Origin of the sequence: Paracoccus sp. NFXS7 (genome assembly GCF_040148865.1) — a bacterium.
GTDB classification, from domain to species: domain Bacteria; phylum Pseudomonadota; class Alphaproteobacteria; order Rhodobacterales; family Rhodobacteraceae; genus Paracoccus; species Paracoccus marcusii.
The window spans coordinates 230,714-250,283 of sequence record NZ_JAKEKV010000001.1 but is presented as its reverse complement, the minus strand read 5'-3'; the positions used below and the strand labels follow the sequence as shown (position 1 = coordinate 250,283).

Below are 19,570 nucleotides of genomic sequence, written 5' to 3'. Positions count from 1 at the left end.
CGAACCATGCGCATCCCCGTACGCAAGCAGGTCATGTGGTGGGGCATCGCGGCGCTGACGTTGCTGGTGACGCTGTGGCTGCTGGGGCAGGCCGTCCTGCCGTTCATCCTGGGGGCTGGCATCGCCTATCTGCTGGACCCGCTTGCCGACCGTCTGGAACGCGCGGGCCTGTCGCGCACCATGTCCGTGGTGGTGATCACCTTTGCGGTCGTGCTGGCCTTCGTCGCCATCGTTCTGCTGGTCATGCCGATCCTGGTGCGCCAGGCCACCGCCCTGATCGAGACCGCGCCGGAGATGATCAGCCAGGCGCGGGGTTTCCTGGACACGCGCTTTCCCAACCTGATCCCGCAGGGCGACGGGCTGCAGCAGACGCTGACCGACCTGCAGGCGACGATGGGCGATCAGGCCGCACGGCTGGCATCGACCGTCCTGGGATCGGTCACCGGCGTCCTGGGGACCGTGGCGCTGCTGGTCATCGTGCCGGTGGTCGCGTTCTATCTGCTGCTGGACTGGGATCACCTGGTCGCGGCCATCGACGACCTGCTGCCGCGCGAACATGCGGCGACCATCCGCCAGCTTGCCGCCGAGATCGACGACGCGCTGTCCGGGTTCCTGCGCGGGCAGGGGGTCGTGATCGCGATCCTGGGGACGTGGTACGCGCTGGCGCTGATGCTGGTGGGCCTGCCCTTCGGCTTCTTCATCGGGATCATGGCGGCGGTCCTGTCCTTCATCCCGTATGTCGGGGTGCTGATCGGGGGCGCGACGGCCATCGGCGTGGCGTTGTTCAGCTTCTGGGGCGATCCGCTGTGGATCGGCGCGGTCGTCGCGATCTTTGCCCTGGGCCAGATCGTCGAGGGCAACTATCTGCAACCCAAGATCGTCGGCGGCCATGTCGGCCTGCATCCGGTCTGGCTGCTTCTGGCGCTGTCGGTCTTCGGCGCGCTGTTCGGCTTTGTCGGTCTGGTCATGGCGGTGCCGATGGCGGCGGCGCTGGGGGTGCTGGCGCGGTTCCTGATCGCGCGCTATCGCGAAAGCTCGCTGTTCACCGGGCAGGCATTGCCGGCGGAACCATCGCAGCCGATCCTGGTCGAGATGGTGCCCGCAGGCACCGTGGCCGCACGGATGCGCACCGCGCGGATGGATGCCGACCGCGCCCGCAGCCAGCAGCAGATTGAGGCCATGCAGGAAAACCTGGCGCGCCGCGACCTGCAAGGCTGACGGGTTGAGCCTGTTTCCGCCCTCGCGCCAGCTGACGCTGGACCTGACCACGCCACCCGCCCATGCGCGGGCGGATTTCCTGCCCGCGCCTGCCAACCATGCCGCGCTCAAGGCGCTAGACCGACCTCAGGACTGGCCGGCGGGCCGGATGCTGCTGATCGGGCCCGAGGGGTCGGGCAAGACCCATCTGGCGGCCTTCTGGGCGGCCGAGAACGGCGCGCGCCGCATCAGCGCCTCGGCCCTGCGCCCCGATGCCGCCGATCTGCTGGCCGCCGACGGCGGCGCCGTGGTGGTCGAGGATGCCGACCACGCGGGCTTTGCCGCGGGGGCCGAACAGGCGCTGTTCCATCTGTGGAACCTGTGCGGACCCCGCGACTGCCTGCTGCTGCTGACCGCACGGACGCCGCCGCGGGACTGGGGATTGGTGCTGCCCGATCTGCGGTCGCGCATGGATGCGATGCCGCAGGTGCGGCTTGGGTCGCCGGACGAGGCGCTGATGGCCGCGGTACTGGTCAAGCTGTTCGCGGATCGCCAGCTGGCCGTGCCTGCGGGGCTGATCGACTGGCTGGTGCTGCACATGGATCGCGACTTGGGCCTGGCGCGTCGGCTGGTCGCGGCGATGGACCATGCGGCCATGGCGCAGAAGGGCCCGGTGACCCGCCGGATCGCGGCCGACCTGCTGGACAAGCTGTCCGAGGGTGACGCATGATCGCGTCCACGCCAGCCGCCGGACGATCATGACCCAAGCCGATTTTCTTCGCACGCCGTTCCCCGAACCCAAGACCCTGCCCGAGGGCGTTCCCGAAGGCGCCGCACGGTTCTTCAACCGCGAGCTGTCCTGGCTGTCGTTCAACTGGCGCGTCCTGGACGAGGCGCGCAATCCGCGCGTGCCGCTGCTGGAGCGCCTGCGCTTCGTGTCGATCAGCGCCACGAACCTTGACGAGTTCTACACCGTCCGCGTGGCCGGCCTGCGCGAACTGGTGCGCGAGGGCAGCACCACGCCCTCGGATGACGGCCTGACACCGGCGGAACAGCTGGCCCTGATCAATGCCGACGCGCGCCGCCTGATGGGCGCGCAGCAGGGCGTCTGGAACACGCTGCGCAAGGAGATGGAGCAGGCGGGCATCGTCATCCTGTCCCGCCAGCGCCTGACCCGCGCCGAGGAAGAGTTCCTGAACGGCCATTTCCAGAACCTGGTCTTTCCGGTCCTGTCGCCCTTGGCCATCGACCCCGCCCACCCGTTCCCGTTCATCCCGAACGCGGGCTTTTCGCTGGCGCTGGAGCTGGCGCGAGAGACCGATGGCCGCAAGATGCAGGCCCTGCTGCCGATCCCCGCGCAGCTGCCGCGGTTCGTGCCCCTGCCGGGCGGGCAGCGGTTCCTGAGGCTGGAGGATCTGCTGCTGATGCATCTCTCCAGCCTGTTTCCGGGCTATCGCGACGTGGGCCATTGCAGCTTCCGCGTGCTGCGCGACAGCGACCTGGAGGTCGAGGAGGAGGCCGAGGACCTGGTCCGCGAGTTCGAGACCGCGCTGAAGCGCCGCCGCCGCGGCAGCGTCATCCGGCTGAAGATCACCGCGGGCGCCCCCGACCGCCTGCGCCGCCTGATCATGGAGGAGCTGGAGGTCAGCCCCGACGAGGTGATCGAGGTCGAGGGCCTGCTGGGCATGGCCGACCTGCGCGAGCTGGTGCTGGAGAGCCGCCGCGACCTGATGTGGCCCGCCTTCGCGCCCCGCGTGCCCGAACGGGTCCAGGACCATGACGGCGACATGTTCGCGGCCATCCGCCAGAAGGACATGCTGCTGCATCACCCCTACGAGACCTTCGACATGGTGGTGCGCTTTCTGGCCCAGGCCGCCCGCGACCCCGATGTGCTGGCGATCAAGCAGACGCTCTATCGCACCTCGCGCGACAGTCCCATCGTCGACGCGCTCTGCGAGGCGGCCGAGGCGGGCAAGTCGGTCACCGCACTGGTCGAACTCAAGGCCCGCTTCGACGAGGCCGCCAACATCCGACAGTCGCGTCGGCTGGAGCGGTCGGGCGCGCATGTCGTCTATGGCTTCGTGAACTACAAGACCCACGCCAAGATCAGCACCATCGTGCGACGCGAGGGCGAGGGCCTGGTGACCTATACCCACTACGGGACCGGCAACTATCACCCGATCACCGCGCGCATTTATACCGACCTGTCGCTGTTCACCTGCAACCCGGCGCTTGGCCGGGACGCGACCAAGGTCTTCAACTATCTGTCCGGCTATGTGCAGCCTGCGGGGCTGGAGAACCTGTCGATCTCTCCGATCGACCTGAAGTCGCGGCTGATCGACCTGATCGGCCGCGAGGCCGAATATGCACGCCAGGGCCGCCCCGGCGCGATCTGGGCCAAAATGAACTCGCTGATCGAGAAGGACGTTATCGAGGCGCTGTATGCCGCCAGCGCCGCAGGCGTCCGCATCAGCCTGATCGTTCGCGGCATCTGCGGAATCAGGCCCGGGATCAAGGGTTTGTCAGAGAATATTCGTGTGAAGTCGATCGTCGGGCGCTATCTGGAACACAGCCGGATCGTGTGCTTTGGGTCCGGCCACGGCATGCCGTCGCCCAAGGCGCGGGTCTTCATCAGTTCGGCCGACTGGATGGACCGCAACCTGAACCGCCGGGTCGAGACGCTGGTCGAATGCGTCAACGACACGGTAAAGGCTCAGATCGTCAACCAGGTCATGGCCGCCAACATGGCCGACGAGGCGCAAAGCTGGTTGTTGCAGCCGGATGGCCGTTTCCTGCGTTACCTGCCCGAGGGGCGTGACGATCTGTTCAACTGTCATCGCTTCTTCATGGAAAACCCGTCCCTGTCGGGACGGGGAACGGCGGGCGCGCGTGACGTGCCGGCCCTGACCCATTCGGCGGATTGACGGTTTGGCCCCGCCGGGCCACTTAACGGGCGACCAAGGACAAGGGGCTGCAAGATGAACGGCGTACGCACGACAAGCGGCCAGACGATCGAGCCATTCGGCGGCAAGTTCCGCAAGCTGCCCAAGCGGGCCCTCAAGCGGATCGGCGTGGTGGATGTCGGATCGAACTCGATCCGGCTGGTGGTGTTCGACGGGGCGGCTCGTTCGCCCGCCTATTTCTACAACGAAAAGGTCATGGCGGGTCTGGGCCAGGACATGGCCCGCACCGGCCGCCTGAACCCCGAGGGGATCAAGCGCGGCTTTTCCGCATTGGCCCGCTTTGCGGCGCTGGCCCGCAGCATGGACATCGCGCCGCTGACCTGCGTCGCGACCGCCGCCGTGCGCGAGGCCGAGGACGGCCCCGCCTTCCAGCGCCGCGTCGAGAAGGAGACCGGCCTGAAGCTGCACGTGATCGACGGAGAGGAGGAGGCCCGGCTGTCCGCGCAGGGCGTCCTGCTGGGCTGGCCCGACGCCAAGGGGCTGGTCTGCGACATCGGCGGCAACTCCATGGAACTGGCGGAGGTCGCGGACGGCAAGGTCGGGCGGCGCGTGACGTCGCAGCTGGGCCCGTTCCGCCTGCAGCAGGTCGCCCCCGATCAGCTGCGCGCGCATATCACCACGATCCTGCAGGGGCTGGCCGAAAAGCTGGGCACCGATCACGACCGGATCTATCTGGTCGGCGGGTCGTGGCGCGCCATCGCGCGGCTGGACATGGAGCGCGTGGGCTATCCCATGACCGTCCTGCATGAATACCGCATGACCCCCGACGCGGTCGCCGACACCGTCGCCTGGATCGGCAAGCACGACTTGGGCACGTTGCGTGCCAAGGTCGGCATCTCCGCCTCGCGGATCGAACTGGTGCCGCTGGCCTCGCAGGTCCTGTCGCAGATGATCGAGGTGTTCGGTCCCAAGGAGCTGGCGGTCTCCAGCTATGGCATCCGCGAAGGGCTGCTCTATGAGCACATGTCGACGACGCTTCGCAAGCGCGATCCCCTGATCGAGGCGGCGCGCTTCACCGAAAAGCAGATGGCCCGCCTGCCGGGTTTCGGCAAGAAGCTTTACCAGTTCCTGCTGCCGCTGTTCCCGAACCTGACGCCCGAACGCGACCGCCTGATGCGGGCGGCCTGCCTGCTGCACGACACCGCATGGCGCGCCCACCCCGATTACCGGGCCGAGGCCTGCTTCGACAACGTCACGCGCGCCAACATGGCGGCGCTGAGCCACCCCGAGCGGATCTTCCTGGGGCTGGCGCTGCTGCACCGCTACAAGAACAACCGCGCGGAATCGCAGATGGCGCCGCTGTTCGCGCTGCTGGATGACGACGAGATCCGCGCGGCCGAGATCCTGGGCAAGGCAATGCGCTTTGGCGCGATGTTCGCGATCGACGATCCGTCCGATGCGGCCAGCCTGCGCCTGACCCCGGCCGGCACGCTGGAGCTGCGCCTGACGTCCACCGGCCGTCACCTGATGGGCGAGGTCGCGCAGTCGCGCTTTCTGTCGCTGTGCAAGTCGATCGGCGTCGTCGGCATCGTCAAGTAGACGGGCCATCGGCACTGTCGGATGCGAAAAGGGCGCCCCGCGGGGCGCCCTTTCCTGTTCTGCCAAGGGGCAGGGGGATGATTACATCATCCCGCCCATGCCGCCCATGTCGGGCATGCCGCCGCCAGCACCGCCCTGGCCCTTGGGCTCGGGCTTCTCGGCGATCATGGCTTCGGTCGTGATCAGCAGGCCGGCCACCGACGAGGCGTCTTCCAGCGCGGTGCGGACGACCTTTGCGGGGTCGATCACGCCGAACTTGAACATGTCGCCATATTCCTCGGTCTGGGCGTTGAAACCGAACGACTTGTCGGTCGACTCGCGGACCTTGCCGGCCACGACGGCGCCGTCGACGCCTGCGTTTTCGGCGATCTGGCGCATCGGGGCCTCCAGCGCGCGGCGGACGATGGCGATGCCTGCGTCCTGGTCGCTGTTTGCGCCGGCCAGGCCTTCCAGAACCTTGCCGCCCTGCACCAGAGCCACGCCGCCGCCGACGACAACGCCTTCCTGGACAGCTGCACGGGTCGCGTTCAGCGCGTCATCGACGCGGTCCTTGCGCTCTTTGACCTCGATTTCGGACATGCCGCCGACGCGGATCACGGCAACACCGCCGGCCAGCTTGGCCACGCGCTCCTGCAGCTTCTCCTTGTCGTAGTCCGAGGTGGTTTCCTCGATCTGCTGACGGATCTGGCTGACGCGTGCCTCGATCTCGGCCTTGTCACCGGCGCCATCGACGATGGTGGTGGTGTCCTTGTTGATCGTGATCTTCTTGGCGCGGCCCAGCATGTCGATGCCGACATTCTCCAGCTTCATGCCCAGGTCTTCGCTGATGACCTGACCGCCGGTCAGGATCGCCAGATCCTGCAGCATCGCCTTGCGACGATCACCAAAGCCCGGTGCCTTGACGGCAGCGATCTTCAGGCCGCCGCGCAGCTTGTTGACGACCAGCGTGGCCAGAGCCTCGCCCTCGACGTCTTCCGAGATGATGACCAGCGGCTTGCCCGACTGGATGACGGCTTCCAGCAGCGGAACCATCGGCTGCAGCGACGACAGCTTCTTCTCGTGCAGCAGGATATAGGCGTCTTCCAGATCGGCGACCATCTTGTCAGGGTTGGTCACGAAGTAGGGCGACAGGTAGCCACGGTCGAACTGCATGCCTTCGACGACTTCGACCTCGGTCTCCATCCCCTTGTTCTCTTCGACGGTGATGACACCCTCGTTGCCGACCTTCTGCATCGCGTCGGCGATCTGACGACCGATCGAGGCTTCGCCGTTGGCCGAGATGGTGCCGACCTGCGCGACTTCGTCGCTGTCGTTCACCGGGCGCGAGGCGGCCTTGATGGCCTCGACGACCTTCGAGGTGGCCAGGTCGATGCCGCGCTTCAGGTCCATCGGGTTCATGCCGGCGGCGACCGCCTTCATGCCTTCCTTGACGATGGCCTGGGCCAGGACCGTCGCAGTGGTGGTGCCGTCACCAGCCTCGTCGTTGGTGCGCGAAGCGACTTCGCGGACCATCTGGGCGCCCATGTTCTCGAACTTGTCGGACAGTTCGATCTCCTTGGCGACCGACACGCCGTCCTTGGTGATGCGGGGCGCACCGAAGGACTTGTCGATGACCACGTTGCGGCCCTTGGGACCAAGCGTGACCTTGACGGCATCGGCCAGGATGTTCACGCCGCGCAGCATGCGGTCGCGCGCGTCGGTACCGAACTTGACTTCTTTAGCAGCCATGGAAAATCTCCTGAATGTTGGGGGAAGGAAGCGTCTTGGGGCCGATCAGCTCAGCACGCCCAGGATGTCGCTTTCCTTCATGATCAGCAGCTCTTCGCCGTCGACCGTGACTTCGGTGCCCGACCATTTGCCGAACAGGACGCGGTCGCCAGCCGAAACCGACGGTGCGATCAGCTCGCCCGAATCCTTGCGCGCGCCTTCGCCCACGGAAATGATCTCGCCCTCGGCGGGCTTTTCCTTGGCGTTGTCGGGGATGATCAGGCCGCCCTTGGTCTTCTCTTCCGATTGGACGCGACGGACCAGCACGCGGTCATGCAGCGGTTTGAATGCCATTGTCGAACACTCCTTGATTCAGGTTGCAGTGTTTCTTTGTTGGCACTCACCGGCTGCGAGTGCCAATGACGGCTAGATAGGTAAATCGCCCAAGGCTGTCAACGGGTCATCGCGGTCTGGTGTCTGGCGGCAGGGGGGCAAACATGACAGTCTGGCGGCCATTGACGGACCAGCAAGGATACCCATGCGACTGACGATTGCCGCCGCCCTGTTCGCCCTGTCGGGACATGGCGCGATGGCCGCCTGCACCGGCCAGAACCTGTTCGACACCATGCCCGCCGAACGCGCCGCGGCGATCGAGGCCGCCAGCCGCGACGTCCCCTTTCGCCAGGGCCTGCTGTACCAGGCCGTACGCGACGATCAGCGCATCACGCTGGTGGGCACCTATCATTTCGGCGATGCGCGCCACCAGCCGATGATCGAGCGTGTCCGCCCGCTGATAGATCAGGCCCATGCGCTCTACGTCGAGGCCGCCCCCGCCGAGGAGGCCCGCCTGACCAAGGCGCTGACCGAGGATCCGACCCTAATGGTCGATCCGGACGGGCCCACCCTGCCGGAACGCCTGTCGCCCGACGAATGGGATGCACTGTCGCAGGCCATGTCGGATCGCGGCACGCCGGGTGTCATCACCGCCCAGATGCGGCCCTGGTATGTCGCGCTGATGCTGGGCGTCTCTCCCTGCATGGTCCGCACCATGGCCGAGCAGGGAGGAGAGTCCGGCGGCCTGGACCACCTGCTGGTGGCCGAGGCGCAGGGCGCGGGCACGCCCGTCCGTTCGCTGGAGCCGTGGGACACCATCTTCGGCCTGTTCGAGGGCCTGACGCCCGAACAGGAGCTGGACATGATCCGCGCAAGCCTGCCGGCGGCCAGCTATGCCGACGATTACGCGGTGACGCTGACGGATGCCTATTTCGACGGGGATGTCTGGAAGATCTGGGAATTCGGGCGTTTCGACGCCTATGCCAATTCCGGATTGTCCAGGGAAGAGGTCGATCGCCAGATGGACCTGGCCCAGACCCGGCTGATGGACGATCGCAACCGCGCGTGGATCGCACCGCTGCTGGAGGGTGCCGCCGAGGCCGGGGATGAGGGAATTGTCGCAGCCTTCGGTGCGCTGCACCTGCCCGGAGAGGCGGGGGTCCTGTCGCTGCTGCAGGACGAGGGCTTCACGATCACCCGTCTGGACGGGTGATCGGATCTATTGGCCGTTCAGGACGCCAAGTGCGTGGGCACGGCCCTGTTTCTGATAGGTGATGCGGCTGTCGCCGATCTCGCTGATGGTGCCGCCGTTGATGCGGTCGCCGATGCGCAGCGTCAGCACGCGACCGTTGGACAGGCGGACCAATGCCCGGCTTGCCCGGCCCGCGCCGATCGTGCCGATGATCTGGGTGCTGCTCAGCTGGATGCCGTCCTTGACCGTCGCGCTGGCGGCGGCATTGCCGATGGCGTTCTGCGGGACGGCGGCCATGACCTCGGGCTCGCTGTCGACCTCGGGCGGGCGGTACTGCTGGTTGCGCGACGCTGCGGCCTGCGCCTCGGCCTGGGCCTGGGCGCGGGCGCGGGCTTCGGCCTGGGCGCGGGCCTGAGCCTCGGCCCGGGCGTCGGCTGCGGCTTGTGACCGGGCGCGCGCCTCGGCCTGGGCCTGCAATTCGGCATCCTGCCGGCGCTGTTCGGCGATCGCGGCCTCGGCCGACTGCGCCTCGGCTGCGGCGCGCAGGTCGGGCGACGACGGCGACAGGGCCGCGGCGACCGGGGCGGCCGTAGCCACCATCGCGTTGACGGCGGCGCCACCGGCACGGCGCGGCGGAATGGCCGACGATGTCAGCGCGGTCAGCGCCACCGCGCCGGGCGCGGCAGGGCTGTTGCCGATGGCCGATGCGATGGCATCCTCCACGGCCTGTTCCGACACCGCGGGGCTGGCCACGGTGCGCGTGCCGGGCCGGCTGTTCGGGCGTGCCGACCGCAGGATGGCGCCCGACGGTGCGGCGGTGGGGCCGGGATCGATGGCCGCGGGACGGGGTGCAGCAAGACTGGCCGCCGCACTGGCCCGCGGGGCGGGGCGGGCGGCATCGACGGCCTGTGCCACGGCGTCCTGCACCGCCTGTTGCGACGGTGCGCGCACAGAGACCGGCCGGCGCGCGGGCCTGGCGTCGGCCAGTTGGAAGACCAACCCGCGCTCGGCCTGGCTCAGCGGCGTGTTGCCTGCCTGTGCGGTCCGCAGATTGCGCAGCTGACCGATGATCAGGTCGCGTTCCGCCTGCGTCAGGGCCGCGGTCTGCTCGGGCGCGCTGCCTTCGTCCAGCAGGGACAGCCGGTCCGGGCGCGAGGGTGGGCGGGCTGACGGTTGTGCCGGGACAGCCGCAGCCTCGGTCGCAGGCCGGGCCGGGGCGGAACGCGCTTGGGCCGGGCTGGGGGGACGGGACGCCGGGGTGGCGGTGGTCTGCGCCGGGGCGGCCTGCGCGGGAGCCGCCGCTGCTGCGGGGCGATTGGCCGGCGCCGAAGCCGGAGCGGACTGCGCGACGGGTGCCGCGGCGGGGCGCGATGGCGGCCGCGCGGCTGCTACGGGTGCCGCCGGCTGGTTCTGCATGCCATATGGCAGCGGATTGGCCGGAACCGTCGGCTGGCGGTCGGGCGTGGCGGGTACGGAGGCCGCGGCCGGGGTCGCCCGGGGCGGACGGGCCGAGCGCGCCAACTGCTCGGCCTGCGCGGCGGCGGTTTGCGCGGCGGACGGGGTCGGCGCGGTTGCAGCGGGTGCCGGCGTCGCGGGTGCCGCTGCAGTCGCCGTGGTCGCTGCGGGTGCGGGTTCGGCGGGCGTCGGCTCCGCGGCGGGCGCAACTTCGGCGGTCGCGGTGGCAGCCGGGGCGGCCGTCAGATCGGCGATCATCGATGCTGCAGGCGGCACGGCGACCGGTGTCGATGCAGGGGCAGGCGCACGGGCCTGGGCCAGCGCCTCGGCCAGGGCCTGATCCAGGGCGTCGGGCTGTTCAGGCGTCGTCTGCGCGGTCTGCGGTTCCTGTGCCACAGGGGCGGGGTCGACCGGCGTCGTGGGCGCGACAGGGATGGCCGCTTGCGGGGCGGGTGCCGTCTGCTGCGGCTGTGCCGCGACGGGGGGCTGCTGGACAGGTGCCTGCGGAACGGGGGCCTGCGGAACGGGGGCCTGCGGAGCGGGGGCTTGGGCCAGCTCCTCCTGCGGCGCGGGGCGGCCAAGGAACAGCAGCGCCACGACCAGCAGCAGGGCCAGCCCGCCCACCAGGACGGGCAGACGCGCCGGGTCCAGGGCGCGCAGGCGGTCGGACAGCGTCGGTGCGACGTCTTCGGCGGGTGCGGCCGCGTCGCGTTCCGCCCGTGCGGCGGCGGCGCGGCTGTGCACGGCCTCGGCGCGAGGCGACAGGCGCTTTGCGGTCAGAGGCCCGCTGCCGTGGCGGATCACCGCGGCAGGCGTCTCACCCGTCGGGGGCGCGACGGTGTCGGTGGCGGGCTGGACCGAGACCGCTGCCGGGACCGCGACCACATGCGGGATGATGCGCGATACGAACGGCACCGCCGCGACGACCGGCTGTTCGATCTCGATCTGCGGGGCGGTCACGCGCGCCTGGCTGAGGACCGGCTCGCTGAAGGGCCGGCGGTTGTACTGTTCCTGCACCAGCCGCGAGGGGCCGAAATCGGGATTGCCCTGGAACCGGTCGTCGCCCGGCCGCGCCTGAAATCCGGATGGGCGAAAGCCCTGGGCGCGGGCGAAATCCTCGGCCTCGTGCAGGGTGCGGCGGGCGACGGCGGCCACGCGCAACGTCTCGATGTCGCCGTTCGTGGCGGGGCACCAGTCGAAGGCCAGATCCTCGGCGCGATAGGGGGTCGACGCCTCCAGCGCGCGCGCAATGGTTGCAGCGGTGTCCGAGCCGAAGGGGACCGTCAGCACCGTGTACAGGATCTGATCGTCGGGGATCACCAGGACCGTGTCCAGTTCCCCGGCCTGGCCGCCCGCCTGCTCGCGCAGCCCGTTCAGCACGGCGGCCATGTCGCCGCCGGCGAAGCGGGCATGGCCCAGGGGCCGCCAATCCGGGCCGTTGCGGCATTCCAGCCGGACCGCCTCCTGGGTAAAGCTCATGGCGAATTCGGGTGGCGCGGCGTGCTGGTTCATGGCTGTCTTCACTGCTCGGGGTGCGTCGCGTGGTCGTGCCCGCGACGTCATTGTTCACCAATCACCACTACCGCAAATTGTGGAACGTTGAAAGAAGAACTGCCATATCTGTGATCGGATTTGCGCGTGAAAGGGCTAGGAAGCGGGCATCGGGCAGGGCATCAACGCCGGAGCGAACACGCGATCAGAAAGGATCCCCTGATGCGACCGATCTTCCGTGCCCCCCCTGCAAGACGGCTGGCCCTGTCCGTGGCCATGACCGCCCTGATGGCCGCACCCGCCCTTGCCGCGCCCATGGCCTGCGGTCCGGCCGGTCCGTCGCGCCTGACCGTCACCGGAGAGGGGCAGTCCCGCATCGCCCCCGACATGGCGACCGTCCAGCTGGGCGTGACCACGCAGGCCGACAGCGCCGCCGCCGCGATGGAGCAGAACAACACCCAGCAGAGCGCGGTGATCGAGGCGCTGACCGGTGCCGGGATCGACGAGGCGCAGATCCAGACCTCGGGGCTGAACCTGAACCCACTGATGCAGTATGGCGAAAACCAAGCCCCGACCGTCACCGGCTATCAGGCGACGAACACCGTTGCGGTGCGCGTGTCCGACCTGGCCCGTCTGGGCGAGGTTCTGGATGCCATCGTCACCGCGGGTGCCAATGAAATCAACGGCATCACCTTTAGCCGCGAGGATGGCGCCGAGGCGCAGGATCAGGCCCGCCGCGATGCCGTGACCGACGCACGCCGCAAGGCCGAGCTGCTGGCAGAGGCGGCGGGCGTCGACCTGGGCCCGGTGCTGACGTTGCGCGACATTCAGACCGGTACGGGCGGCCCGCGCCCGATGATGCGCATGGAGGCCGCGATGGCCGATGCGGTGCCCGTCCAGGCCGGAGAGGTCGAGATGGCCGCCCAGGTCGAGATCGAATACGCGCTGGCCGGAGAGGGTGCCTGTGCGCCGATGCCGCCGCACGGTATGGGCATGCATCACGGCGACCGCGGTCATGGCGGCCCCGAGCATGGTGGGCCTGAGCATGGTGGCCCCGAACATGGAGGTCCGGAGCATGGCGGCCCCGCCGGTGGTCCGGCGGGAGGGCCTGACGGCAGCCCCGTGCACCCGCCGATGCCCGGCGACGGCGCGCCTGCGCCGGACGAACCGATCGTGCCCGGCATCGTCGAGCCGCTGCCCGAGACGCCGGCGAACTGATCGGATGACATTGCAGGGACGGGCCGGGGGGCGACCCCCGGCCCGTTTCGTTAGGCCGTGGCCTTGGCCAGGGCCTGATCCAGGTCGGCGATCAGATCGTCCGCATCCTCGATGCCTACCGACAGGCGGACGACCTCGGGGGCGGCACCGGCGGCGCGCTGCTGATCCTCTGTTAGTTGGCGGTGGGTGGTGGAGGCCGAATGGATCACCAGTGACCGCGCATCGCCCAGGTTCGCCACATGGCTGAACAGCGACAGCGCATCGACCAGCTTGACCGCCGCCGCATAGCCGCCCCTGATCGCGAAGGTGAACAGCGCCCCGGCGCCCTTGGGATACAGCCGGCGCGCCGTCGCGTTCCACGGAGAGCTGTCCAGGCCGGCATAGGTCACCCGCTCCACCCGGTCGTCGGCCTCCAGCCACGCCGCGACCTTCTGCGCATTGGCGACATGGCGTTCCATCCGCAGGCCAAGCGTCTCGATCCCCATCAGCGTGTAATGCGCGCCCTGCGGGTTCATGGTCAAGCCCAGATCGCGCAACCCGATGGCGATGCCGTGAAAGGTGAAGGCCATGTTGCCGAAGGTCTCGTGGAATTTCAGCCCGTGATAGGCGGGTTCCGGGGCCGACAGGCTGGGAAACTTGTCGCTGGCGGACCAGTCGAAGGTGCCGCTGTCCACGACCACGCCGCCGGTGACCGTGCCGTTGCCGGTCATGTATTTCGTCAGGCTGTGCACGACCAGCGTCGCGCCCATCTCGATCGGGCGGCACAGATAGGGGGTGGCCAGCGTGTTGTCGACGATCAGCGGGATCCCCGCCGCATCCGCGATGGCCGCGACCGCCGGGATGTCGGTGACCGACCCGCCGGGATTGCTGATCGATTCGCAGAAGACCGCGCGCGTGTCGTCGTCGATCGCCGCGCGCAGCGCCTCAGGGTCGTCGAAGTCGACGAACTTGGCCGACCATCCGAACCGCCGGATCGTGTGGCTGAACTGGGTCACCGTGCCGCCATAGAGCCGCGTCGAGGCCACGATGTTGCGCCCCGGCGCCATCAGCGGAAACAGCGCCATGATCTGCGCCGCATGGCCCGACGAACAGCAGACCGCGCCCGCACCCCCCTCCAGCGCCGCGACGCGCGCTTGCAGGGCCGCGACGGTCGGGTTGGTCAGGCGCGAATAGATGTATCCGACCTCCTGCAGGTTGAACAGGCGCGCGGCGTGGTCGGCGTCGCGGAAGGCATAGGCCGTCGTCTGATAGATCGGCACCTGCCGCGCCCCGGTCGCCGGATCGGCGGCCGCCCCCGCATGGATCGCCCGCGTGTCGAAACCCTGTTGATCGCTCATGGTGTCCTCCCTCCGATGTAGCGCAAGCCTAGTCGCCGGGTCGGGCGGGCGGCAATCGGGAAAAGGCTCCTCCGGCGGGGGACCGGGGCAGGGGAAATCCTCTCCTCAGCGGCCTTGGCGGCGCGCCATGAAGGCCAGCTTCTCGAACAGGGCTACGTCCTGTTCGTTCTTTAGCAGCGCGCCGTGCAGCTTGGGCAGCATCGTCGCAGGATCGCGGGCCAGATCCTCGGGCGACAGGTCCTCGGCCAGGATCAGCTTCAGCCAGTCCAGGAACTCGCTGGTCGAGGGCTTCTTTTTCAGCCCCGGCACGTCACGCAGCTCCATGAACTGGGACAGCGCGCTGTCCAGCAGGCGCGGTTGCAGCCCCGGGTGATGCACCTCGACGATGGCGCGCAGGGTCGCGGCATCGGGAAACCGGATGTAATGGAAGAAGCACCGCCGCAGGAACGCGTCCGGCAGCTCCTTTTCGTTGTTCGAGGTGATGATGACCACGGGCCGGTGCGCGGCGCGCACCGTCTCTCCAGTTTCGTAGACATGGAACTCCATCCGGTCCAGTTCCTGCAGCAGGTCGTTCGGAAACTCGATATCGGCCTTGTCGACCTCGTCGATCAGCAGCACGACCCGCGCGGGGGCGGCAAATGCCTGCCACAGCTTGCCCCGCCGGATATAGTTCGACACGTCGTTCACCCGCGCGTCGCCCAGCTGGCTGTCGCGCAGCCGACTGACCGCATCGTATTCGTACAGCCCCTGCTGCGCCTTGGTCGTGGACTTCACGTGCCATTCGATGATGGGCATGCCCAGGCTGGCGGCGACCTGCCGGGCCAGCTCCGTCTTGCCGGTTCCGGGCTCTCCCTTGACCAGCAGCGGGCGTTCCAGCGTGACGGCGGCGTTCACCGCCAGGGCCAGATCGGGCGGGGCCACATAGCGGTCGGTTCCCGTGAACTGCATGAAAACTCTCCTTTAGCGCAAGGTGCTTGGCCGCAACTGCCCGCAAAGTTGCGGCGAATTGCACGCCGCGCATCATTAGCGCCCTGAACCCTAGTGACAAGCAGCACGTCATACTTTAAGGGACCGCGCAAGGTGCCGGTAATTTTGCTCCGCCCGGCGCCGCCGGAGGACGTAATGAAAGCCCAGACCTTCCTTCCCCAGGATTATCGTCCCGCCGAGGACGAACCCTTCATGAACGAGCGTCAGCTCGAATATTTCCGGCGGAAGCTTGAGGCCTGGAAGCAGGAACTGCTCAGCCAGTCGGCCGAGACCCTGGAAGGACTGCAGGACAGCGCCCGCAGCGTTCCCGACCTGGCCGACCGCGCCAGCGAGGAGACCGACCGCGCACTGGAACTGCGTACCCGCGACCGTCAGCGCAAGCTGGTCAGCAAGATCGACGCCGCGCTGCGCCGCATCGAGACCGGCGATTTCGGCTATTGCGAGATGACCGGCGAGCCGATCAGCCTGCGTCGTCTGGATGCCCGTCCCATCGCCACCATGACGCTGGAAGCGCAGGAGCGTCACGAGCGCAAGGAACGCGTCCATCGCGACGACTGATCCATCCGTCGGCACCGCGCCAGGCCCCGCCCGGTGCGGGGCCTTGTCACATCCGGGGGACCGAACCATGTCCGCGCTTCGAAATCGCCCCGTAACCGTCATCGGTGCCGGCATTGGCGGTCTGACGGCGGCACTGGCCCTGGCGCAACGCGGGGCGCAGGTCACGGTCCTGGAACGCGCGCCCGAACTGGGCGAGGTCGGCGCGGGGATCCAGATCTCGGCCAATGCGGTGCGGGTGCTGGATGCGCTTGGCCTGGGAACCGCGCTGGATGGCACCGCGCTGCGCACGGACGCGGTACAGCTGAACGACGAACGCGGGAGGCGCGTGCTGCGCATGGACCTTCGGGCGCATCGCCCGGAGGCGCGCTTCCTGCTGATCCACCGCGCCCGGCTGATCGGTCTGCTGGCCGATGCGGCACGGCAGGCGGGCGTGACGATCCAGCTTGGCGTGACGGCGGCTGATGCCGATGGCCTGACCATCGCCGCCGACGGGCTGCGCAGCACGCATCGGGCAGCGCTGAACGGCCAGCAGGTGCCATTCTTCACCGGCCAGACCGCATGGCGCGCCCTGATCCCCGATCCCGGAGGCGCGCCCGTCGCGCAGGTCTTCATGGCCGCGCGCAGGCATCTGGTCAGCTATCCGCTGCCCGGCGGCCTGCGCAACATCGTGGCCGTCGAGGAACGCCCGGACTGGCAGGACGAGGGCTGGTCCCATCCGGGCGACCCCGACCGCCTGCGCGCGGCCTTTGCGGGCATGGGCGGGCCGGTGCCGGGCTGGCTGGCCCAGGTGGACCATACGCATGTGTGGGGTCTCTTCCGCCATCCGGTCGCGGCGCGCTGGCATGACGACCGGCTTGCCCTGCTGGGCGATGCGGCCCACCCGACGCTGCCCTTTCTGGCCCAGGGCGCAGGCATGGCCATCGAGGACGCCTGGACGCTTGCCGCCTGCCTGGATGCGATCCCGGATCAGCCGCAGGCCCTGGCCCGCTATCAGGCGCTGCGCCAGCCGCGCGTGACCCGCATCGTCGATGCGGCGAACGCCAATGCCCGCAACTATCATTTCGGGGGTGTCATGCGGATCGGCGCGCATTCGGTGCTGCGCGTGGCGGACCGTCTGGCGCCGTCGCTGATGCCCGGCCGTTTCGACTGGCTCTATGACTTCGATCCCGTGGGACAGATACCCTGACCCGCCATCGGCACCCCTCCGCGACGGGGGGTCCGGGGGGCGCATAGCCCCCCGGCCGCCGCGGGACGCAAATCAGGCTGCGCGTTCGACCGCCGCGACGATGCCGTCGACGACCTCGCGCAGGACGGCCTCGTCCTCGGCCTCGGCCATCACCCGGATCAGCGGCTCGGTCCCCGATTTCCGGATCAGCACCCGGCCAGACCCGGCCAGACGCGCCTCGGCATCCGCGATCATGCGCTTGACCGGCTCGGCTGCCAGCGGATCGGCACCCGCGGCATAGCGGACGTTCTTCAGCATCTGCGGCACGGGTTCGAACTGCGCGACCAGTTCGCTTGCCGCCCGACCCGTCTCGGCCATCGCGCCCAGCACCTGCATCGCGGCCACCAGCCCGTCGCCGGTGGTGGCATAGTCGGTCATCACGATATGACCAGACTGTTCGCCGCCCAGGTTAAAGCCGCCCTCGCGCATGCGCTCGACCACATAGCGGTCACCGACCTGCGTCCGCTCCAGCCGCAGGCCGCGTGCGGTCAGGTAATGCTCCAGCCCCAGGTTTGACATGACCGTGGCGACCAGCGCGCCGCATGCAAGCCGGCCCTGTTCGGCCCACCGCCCGGCCAACAGCGCCATGATCTGGTCACCATCCGCCACGCGGCCCGTCTGGTCCACGATCACCACCCGGTCGGCATCGCCGTCCAGGCTGATTCCCAGATGCGCGCCATGGGCACGGACCGCATCGGCGCAGGCCTGGGGATGCGTGCTTCCGACGCCGTCGTTGATGTTGAACCCGTCCGGTTCGACGCCCAGGGGGATCACATCCGCGCCCAGTTCCCACAGGACGTCGGGCGCGGCGCGATAGGCCGCGCCGTTCGCGCAATCCAAGACCACCTTCAGCCCGTCCAGCCGCAGCTTGGCCGGGAAGGTCGTCTTGGCATATTCCATGTAGCGGCCCCGACCGTCGTCGATCCGCTTGGCCCGGCCGATGCTGGCCGGGGCGACGGGGTCAAGCGCGCCCGCGACCAGCGCCTCGATCTCGGCCTCGGCCTCGTCGGACAGCTTGAAGCCGTCGGGACCGAAGAACTTGATGCCGTTATCCTCGGCCGGGTTGTGGCTGGCCGAGATCATGATCCCCAGATCGGCCCGCATCGACCGCGTCAGGAACCCGACCGCGGGCGTCGGCACCGGGCCCAGCAGCAGCACGTTCATGCCCGTGCTGGTCAACCCCGCCGTCAGCGCGTTTTCCAACATGTAGCCCGACAGGCGCGTGTCCTTGCCGATCACCACGCGGTGCCGGTTGCGCCCGTCGCGGCGAAAGTATCGACCGGCGGCGGCGCCAAGGCGCAGCGCCATCTCGGCGGTCATCGGATAGGTGTTGGCGCGCCCGCGGACCCCGTCGGTGCCGAAAAGCTTTCTGCTCATGTCCCTGCCTTCCCGTTCTTGTTGAGGGCCGCGATCAGGCGCAGCCCCTGTGCGTGTTCCGCGACATCGTGGACGCGGTGGATCTGGACCCCCTGGGCCACGGCCGCGACCGTCAGGGCCAGCGTGCCGGGCATGCGCGCTGCCGCCAGGTCGGCCCCGCCGATCCGGCCGATGAAACGCTTGCGCGACACGCCCAGCAGGATCGGGCAGCCCAGCCCATGATACAGCGAAATCCGCCGCAGGATCGCCAGATTATGCGCCTCCGTCTTGCCGAAGCCGATGCCCGGATCGATCACGATGCGATCAGCGGGAATGCCCGCCCGGACCGCCCGGTCGATGCGTGCGGCCAAGGCATCATAGACGTCCAGCAGCACGTCGTCGTAACGCGGGTCGTCCTGCATCGTGGCTGGCAGTCCCTGCGCATGCATCAGGCAGACAGGCACCCCGGCACCGGCCACCAGGGGTGCCAGTCCCGCGTCAAAATCGAAGCCCGACACGTCGTTGACCATACCGGCCCCGGCGGCAAGCGCCGCCTGCGCGACCGCGGCCTTGCGCGTATCGACCGATATCGGCAACAGGCCGCGGGCGGCGTCGATCACGGGCAGGATGCGGGCGATCTCGTCCGGGACGGCGATCTCCTCGGCTCCGGGACGTGTGGATTCGCCGCCGATGTCCAAAAGGTCCGCCCCATCCGCCGCCAGGGTCCGCGCCTGCGATGCAGGATCGTACCGGCCGCCGTCCGAGAAGCTGTCGGGGGTCGCATTGACGATGCCCATCAATCGCGGTCGGTCCAGCGTCAGGCCCAGGACGGACGGCCGCGGGGCCGTCAGGGCCACCATCACGCGATCGGGTGCGCTGTCGACGATGCGCGGGGCCGCGCCGCGTTGCAGGCATTCCAGGTGCGTGAACCCCGTCCACCCCCCGGCGAGGGGCCAGCGGCCGCCCTGATCCTGCGGTATCGGGCGATAGTAGAGGCTGTCCTGCATCATCA

15 protein-coding genes are annotated in these 19,570 nt (G+C 68.9%); 8 read left to right on the top strand and 7 right to left on the bottom strand.

The features are described from left to right. The first annotated feature begins 6 nt into the window (after window positions 1-6). The 4 genes from LZ686_RS01285 to LZ686_RS01270 are packed head-to-tail and all read left to right on the top strand — an operon-like array spanning window position 7 to window position 5,699. Entirely contained in the window at window positions 7-1,218 is a 1,212-nt protein-coding gene (locus LZ686_RS01285; protein ID WP_064503533.1) for an AI-2E family transporter, read from the top strand. Window positions 1,219-1,222: 4 nt separating this feature from the next. Continuing rightward, the gene (locus LZ686_RS01280) at window positions 1,223-1,927 is read left to right on the top strand and encodes a P-loop NTPase family protein (protein ID WP_331497796.1); all 705 of its coding nucleotides are present in this window, start codon (window positions 1,223-1,225) and stop codon (window positions 1,925-1,927) included. A 28-nt stretch (window positions 1,928-1,955) separates the two neighbouring features. Further along, window positions 1,956-4,121 (top strand): RNA degradosome polyphosphate kinase, encoded by a 2,166-nt coding sequence (locus LZ686_RS01275; protein ID WP_349546759.1) that lies wholly within the window; start codon window positions 1,956-1,958, stop codon window positions 4,119-4,121. 54 nt (window positions 4,122-4,175) lie between these two features. Next, complete coding sequence (locus LZ686_RS01270; protein WP_127898616.1) at window positions 4,176-5,699, top strand: Ppx/GppA family phosphatase; 1,524 nt, start codon at window positions 4,176-4,178, stop codon at window positions 5,697-5,699. Between the two features lie 81 nt (window positions 5,700-5,780). Here the strand turns inward: LZ686_RS01270 and groL are convergent, their stop codons facing one another. Next, window positions 5,781-7,427, bottom strand: coding sequence for a chaperonin GroEL (gene groL, locus LZ686_RS01265; RefSeq protein ID WP_304614491.1), 1,647 nt, complete (start codon window positions 7,425-7,427; stop codon window positions 5,781-5,783). Between the two features lie 45 nt (window positions 7,428-7,472). Next, the gene (locus LZ686_RS01260) at window positions 7,473-7,760 is read right to left on the bottom strand and encodes a co-chaperone GroES (RefSeq protein WP_045981205.1); all 288 of its coding nucleotides are present in this window, start codon (window positions 7,758-7,760) and stop codon (window positions 7,473-7,475) included. A 184-nt stretch (window positions 7,761-7,944) separates the two neighbouring features. Here LZ686_RS01260 and LZ686_RS01255 point away from each other — a divergent pair, with 184 nt between their 5' ends. Continuing rightward, complete coding sequence (locus LZ686_RS01255) at window positions 7,945-8,952, top strand: TraB/GumN family protein (protein ID WP_349546758.1); 1,008 nt, start codon at window positions 7,945-7,947, stop codon at window positions 8,950-8,952. A 6-nt stretch (window positions 8,953-8,958) separates the two neighbouring features. Here LZ686_RS01255 and LZ686_RS01250 read toward each other — a convergent pair whose 3' ends face one another. Further along, window positions 8,959-11,898 carry a hypothetical protein gene (locus tag LZ686_RS01250; protein ID WP_349546757.1) on the bottom strand — a complete coding sequence of 980 codons (2,940 nt, stop codon included), beginning with the start codon at window positions 11,896-11,898 and terminating at the stop codon, window positions 8,959-8,961. Window positions 11,899-12,099: 201 nt separating this feature from the next. On the opposite strand from LZ686_RS01250, the gene LZ686_RS01245 reads away from it, so the two are divergent. Further along, entirely contained in the window at window positions 12,100-13,095 is a 996-nt protein-coding gene (locus LZ686_RS01245) for an SIMPL domain-containing protein (RefSeq protein WP_349546756.1), read from the top strand. A gap of 50 nt (window positions 13,096-13,145) precedes the next feature. Here LZ686_RS01245 and LZ686_RS01240 read toward each other — a convergent pair whose 3' ends face one another. Next, window positions 13,146-14,432, bottom strand: a complete 1,287-nt coding sequence (locus LZ686_RS01240) for an O-acetylhomoserine aminocarboxypropyltransferase/cysteine synthase family protein (RefSeq protein ID WP_349546755.1) — start codon at window positions 14,430-14,432, stop codon at window positions 13,146-13,148. A gap of 105 nt (window positions 14,433-14,537) precedes the next feature. Continuing rightward, window positions 14,538-15,380 carry an AAA family ATPase gene (locus tag LZ686_RS01235; protein WP_349546754.1) on the bottom strand — a complete coding sequence of 281 codons (843 nt, stop codon included), beginning with the start codon at window positions 15,378-15,380 and terminating at the stop codon, window positions 14,538-14,540. A 174-nt stretch (window positions 15,381-15,554) separates the two neighbouring features. Here LZ686_RS01235 and dksA point away from each other — a divergent pair, with 174 nt between their 5' ends. Together dksA and LZ686_RS01225 are read left to right on the top strand one after the other, a co-directional pair. Further along, entirely contained in the window at window positions 15,555-15,977 is a 423-nt protein-coding gene (gene dksA / locus LZ686_RS01230; protein WP_045984066.1) for an RNA polymerase-binding protein DksA, read from the top strand. Window positions 15,978-16,044: 67 nt separating this feature from the next. After that, entirely contained in the window at window positions 16,045-17,163 is a 1,119-nt protein-coding gene (locus LZ686_RS01225; RefSeq protein ID WP_349546753.1) for an FAD-dependent oxidoreductase, read from the top strand. A 72-nt stretch (window positions 17,164-17,235) separates the two neighbouring features. On the opposite strand, the gene glmM is transcribed toward LZ686_RS01225, so the two are convergent. Then, window positions 17,236-18,579, bottom strand: coding sequence for a phosphoglucosamine mutase (glmM, locus tag LZ686_RS01220; protein ID WP_349546752.1), 1,344 nt, complete (start codon window positions 18,577-18,579; stop codon window positions 17,236-17,238). Continuing rightward, window positions 18,576-19,568 carry a dihydropteroate synthase gene (gene folP, locus LZ686_RS01215; protein ID WP_502921978.1) on the bottom strand — a complete coding sequence of 331 codons (993 nt, stop codon included), beginning with the start codon at window positions 19,566-19,568 and terminating at the stop codon, window positions 18,576-18,578. The genes glmM and folP overlap by 4 nt, the downstream gene beginning before the upstream one ends. Between the last annotated feature and the right edge of the window lie 2 nt (window positions 19,569-19,570).

Coding starts and splice junctions, on each gene's coding strand:
- LZ686_RS01285 (WP_064503533.1), top strand. CDS start 7: ATGCGCATCCCCGTACGCAAGCAGGTCATGTGGTGGGGCATCGCGGCG.
- LZ686_RS01275 (WP_349546759.1), top strand. CDS start 1,956: ATGACCCAAGCCGATTTTCTTCGCACGCCGTTCCCCGAACCCAAGACC.
- LZ686_RS01270 (WP_127898616.1), top strand. CDS start 4,176: ATGAACGGCGTACGCACGACAAGCGGCCAGACGATCGAGCCATTCGGC.
- groL (WP_304614491.1), bottom strand. CDS start 7,427: ATGGCTGCTAAAGAAGTCAAGTTCGGTACCGACGCGCGCGACCGCATG.
- LZ686_RS01260 (WP_045981205.1), bottom strand. CDS start 7,760: ATGGCATTCAAACCGCTGCATGACCGCGTGCTGGTCCGTCGCGTCCAA.
- LZ686_RS01255 (WP_349546758.1), top strand. CDS start 7,945: ATGCGACTGACGATTGCCGCCGCCCTGTTCGCCCTGTCGGGACATGGC.
- LZ686_RS01250 (WP_349546757.1), bottom strand. CDS start 11,898: ATGAACCAGCACGCCGCGCCACCCGAATTCGCCATGAGCTTTACCCAG.
- LZ686_RS01245 (WP_349546756.1), top strand. CDS start 12,100: ATGCGACCGATCTTCCGTGCCCCCCCTGCAAGACGGCTGGCCCTGTCC.
- LZ686_RS01240 (WP_349546755.1), bottom strand. CDS start 14,432: ATGAGCGATCAACAGGGTTTCGACACGCGGGCGATCCATGCGGGGGCG.
- LZ686_RS01235 (WP_349546754.1), bottom strand. CDS start 15,380: ATGCAGTTCACGGGAACCGACCGCTATGTGGCCCCGCCCGATCTGGCC.
- dksA (WP_045984066.1), top strand. CDS start 15,555: ATGAAAGCCCAGACCTTCCTTCCCCAGGATTATCGTCCCGCCGAGGAC.
- LZ686_RS01225 (WP_349546753.1), top strand. CDS start 16,045: ATGTCCGCGCTTCGAAATCGCCCCGTAACCGTCATCGGTGCCGGCATT.
- glmM (WP_349546752.1), bottom strand. CDS start 18,579: ATGAGCAGAAAGCTTTTCGGCACCGACGGGGTCCGCGGGCGCGCCAAC.
- folP (WP_502921978.1), bottom strand. CDS start 19,568: ATGATGCAGGACAGCCTCTACTATCGCCCGATACCGCAGGATCAGGGC.